Source organism: Brevundimonas sp. (assembly GCF_036677305.1).
In the GTDB taxonomy this organism is placed as follows: domain Bacteria; phylum Pseudomonadota; class Alphaproteobacteria; order Caulobacterales; family Caulobacteraceae; genus Brevundimonas.
In genome coordinates this window covers 1-3,282 of record NZ_JAKFEB010000034.1, presented here as the reverse complement: position 1 = coordinate 3,282, position 3,282 = coordinate 1, and the positions used below count along the sequence as shown (strand labels likewise).

Below are 3,282 nucleotides of genomic sequence, written 5' to 3'. Positions count from 1 at the left end.
TCATCCCTCCTTGGCCGTCCCCTCGACCAGCGGCACGAACCGCACCTCGCTGAGACTCTCGCGCCGGAACGAGCCGTCCGGCTGCCCGACATAGCGGTGCAGCATCTGCACCGAGCTGCGCCCGACCGGACAGACCAGGATCCCGCCCGGCTTCAGCTGGTGCAGTAGTTCGGTCGGCTCGCCCGGGGCCGCGGCCGTGACCATGATCCGGTCGAACGGGGCCTGTTCGGGCCAGCCCAGATTGCCGTCCCCGTGGCGGGTGATGACATTGTCGATCTTCAATTCCTTCAGCCGGCTCTCGGCCTCGGTCAGCAGGCTGCGGTACCGCTCGATGGAATAGACGTAGCGCGCCAGCCGGCTCAGCACGGCGGCCTGGTAGCCGCTGCCCGTGCCGATCTCCAGCACCCGGTGGCGCGGCTGCACGTCCAGCGCCTGGGTCATCAGGCCGACGATATAGGGCTGGCTGATCGTCTGGGCGCAGTCGATCGGCAGGGCCTGGTCCTCCCACGCCTGGTCGAGGAATTTCTCGTGCACGAAGACGGCGCGGTCGATCGACTCCATGGCCGCCAGCACCCTGGGGTCGGTCACCCCCTGCTGCCGCAGCCCGAGGATCAGCCGCCCCGCCCTGTCGTCGTTCAGCTTCATCGGGCGACCATACCCTTTGGCGGCGCCCCGCCAAGCACGCCCTTCAGATCGTGGATGCTCGGCGCATGCGTCAGGTCAATATGCAGCGGCGTGACCGATATCTTCCCCTCGTCCATGGCCCGCAGATCCGTCCCCGCGGCATGGTCCTGCTTCGAACCGCGGAAGCTCATCCAGTAATAGTCCCGGCCCCTCAGGTCGGTCCGCTTGACCGCATGCATCTCGCCGATGTCGCGGAATCCCTGCCGCGTCACCTCGACCTCGGTCACGACGTCGGGCGCGCGGGCGGGGAAGTTCAGGTTCATCACCACCCCGTCCTGCCACGGCTGGGCCAGCAGGCGGCTGATGATGGGCGGCGCATACGCCTCGGCCGTCTCCCAGTGCGCCGTCACCTCGTCGTGGAACCGCTCCAGGCTCTGGCTCAGGGCGATCGAGCGGATGCCGAAGGCCATGCCCTGCAGGGCGCCCGCGACCGTGCCGGAATACGAGCAGTCCTCGCCGACGTTGTGCCCCCGGTTCACGCCCGACAGCACCAGATCGGGCCGCTCCGGCATCAGGTCGTTGACGGCCAGCACGACGCAGTCCGTCGGCGTTCCCGTCACCGCGAACCGCTTTTCACCCATGCGGTTGACCCGCAGCGGCTCGGTCAGGGTGATCCCGCGCCCCTTGCCCGACTGTTCGACGGCCGGCGCGCACACCCAGATGTCGTCGGACAGCTTTCGCGCGATCCGCTCGAGACATTCCAGCCCCTCGGCTTCGATGCCGTCGTCATTGGTCAGGAGAATGCGCAATCGAAGGCCTAGCGCAGCACGGAGACGCTCTGCGCCAGGATGACGTGATCCCCGCCGCAGGTGTTGCGGACGGTGGAGCCCTCGTGCTCCAGGGCGACCCCGCCCGGCCAGCGGACGGCCCGGCCGGTGAAGGTCACCTTGCGGCCTGACAATTCCCGCGCGGTCCGCTGCTCGTTGAGCGGCAGGACGCCGGATACGCAGGGACGGGCGAACGGGGACCGCAGCTGGGCCTCGCGCGGATAAAGCTGGAACTCGCCCTCGGTGACGCGGACAAAGCCGGTGAAGGCGGTTCCGGCGGGGTCGAACGCCTCGCCGGGAGGCGTCGAGGCGCAGGCTCCCAGCGAGAGGGCGGCGGCGGCGGCGGCGGCGGCGATGATGACGGCTTTCATGGCGTCAGGCTCCGACATGGGTGATGCCGCCCATATAGGGCAGCAGCACGGACGGGACGGCGATCCGCCCATCACTTTCCTGATAGTTCTCCATCACGGCCACAAGCGTTCGGCCGACGGCCAGGCCGCTGCCGTTCAGGGTGTGGACGAACTCGGTCTTCTTCTCGCCGTCGCGCTTGAAGCGCGCGTCCATCCGCCGGGCCTGGAAGTCCCCGCAGTTCGAGCAGCTGGAAATCTCGCGATACATGCCCTGCGACGGCAGCCAGACCTCCAGGTCGAAGGTCTTCCTCGCCGAAAAGCCCATGTCGCCCTTGCACAGCAGCATGCGGCGGTACGGCAGGTTCAGCTTCTCCAGCACCGCCTCGGCGCAGCGCACCATCCGCTCGTGCTCGGCCTCGGAATCCTCGGGCTTGCAGATCGAGACCATCTCCACCTTGTGGAACTGGTGCTGCCGGATCAGGCCGCGCGTATCCCGCCCGGCCGAGCCCGCCTCGGCCCGGAAACAGGGCGTCAGGGCGGTCAGCCGCATGGGCGTGGCCAGCTCGCTCTCAGGCAGGATCTGCTCGCGGACGAGGTTGGTCAGGGAGACTTCGGCGGTGGGGATGAGGAAGTGGGAGCGTTGAAACTCGGGAGACCGTTCGTCAATGTTCAGGTTAAGATCGGCAAGTAGGCTCTCGATATCGAACCGTTTTGCAATCTCGGCAAGCCTCTCAACGTGCTGAAAATTGCCAGCTGCGACCTCAAGCGAAATCGCATCGAGTTCAGCTCGTTCAGACGCCGTATCAGCCAAGAGCTTCTCTTGGGCCTTCAGTTGTACGGCTTCGTAGTCGATCGAGGCCGTTACGAAGAGATCCTCTTTGAACTTCGGCAGCTGCCCCGTCCCGAACATCGCCTCGTCGCGCACCAGATACGGCGGATTGACCTCCAGATAGCCGTGCTCGGCCGTCTGCACGTCCAGCATGAACTGGCCGATGGCCCGTTCCAGCCGCGCCAGCCCGCCCTTCAGCACCGCGAAGCGCGAGCCCGACATCCTGGCCGCCGCCTCGAAGTCCAGCAGGCCCATGGCCTCGCCCAGATCGGCGTGATCCTTGGCCGGGCCGCCCTCGCGCGGACGCCCCCACGGCTGGCCCCACAGCACATTGCCGGCCTCGTCCTCGCCCTCGGGCACGTCGTCCGCCGCCAGGCTCTTCTGCGCCGCCAGCAGGTCGCGCAGGTCCTTGGCGATCCGGGTCGAATCCTCGCCCGCCGCGGCGATCTCGCCCTTCAGGCTCTCGACCTCGGCCTTCAGCCGCTCGGCCCCGGCCGTGTCCTTCTTCGCCATGGCGGCGCCGATCAGCTTCGAGCTCTCGTTGCGCCGCGCCAGCGCCGTCTGCTCGGCCGTCTGCGCCGTGCGCAGGGCCGTATCCAGCGCCAGAATCCGCTCGACCAGCCCCGCCGCATCCTCGACGCCGCGCGACGAC

Annotated in this window: 4 protein-coding genes; all 4 read right to left on the bottom strand. The window is 67.9% G+C overall.

Features of this window, described 5'->3' with window-relative positions; translation table 11 throughout:
* From V6M42_RS02270 to serS, 4 genes are read right to left on the bottom strand one after another with little or no spacing between them, the layout of a single operon-like run.
* Positions 1–645 (bottom strand): protein-L-isoaspartate(D-aspartate) O-methyltransferase, encoded by a 645-nt coding sequence (locus V6M42_RS02270; RefSeq protein WP_332676867.1) that lies wholly within the window; start codon positions 643–645, stop codon positions 1–3.
* Entirely contained in the window at positions 642–1,433 is a 792-nt protein-coding gene (gene surE / locus V6M42_RS02265; RefSeq protein WP_332676865.1) for a 5'/3'-nucleotidase SurE, read from the bottom strand. Before surE ends, V6M42_RS02270 begins: the two co-directional genes overlap by 4 nt.
* A gap of 8 nt (positions 1,434–1,441) precedes the next feature.
* Positions 1,442–1,822 carry a hypothetical protein gene (locus V6M42_RS02260; RefSeq protein ID WP_332676864.1) on the bottom strand — a complete coding sequence of 127 codons (381 nt, stop codon included), beginning with the start codon at positions 1,820–1,822 and terminating at the stop codon, positions 1,442–1,444.
* 4 nt (positions 1,823–1,826) lie between these two features.
* The gene (serS, locus tag V6M42_RS02255; RefSeq protein ID WP_442880909.1) at positions 1,827–3,251 is read right to left on the bottom strand and encodes a serine--tRNA ligase; all 1,425 of its coding nucleotides are present in this window, start codon (positions 3,249–3,251) and stop codon (positions 1,827–1,829) included.
* Positions 3,252–3,282 lie beyond the last annotated feature (31 nt).

Bases quoted from the DNA above. Each gene is read 5' to 3' on its own strand.
- V6M42_RS02270 (WP_332676867.1), bottom strand. From the start codon at position 645: ATGAAGCTGAACGACGACAGGGCGGGGCGGCTGATCCTCGGGCTGCGG.
- V6M42_RS02260 (WP_332676864.1), bottom strand. From the start codon at position 1,822: ATGAAAGCCGTCATCATCGCCGCCGCCGCCGCCGCCGCCGCCCTCTCG.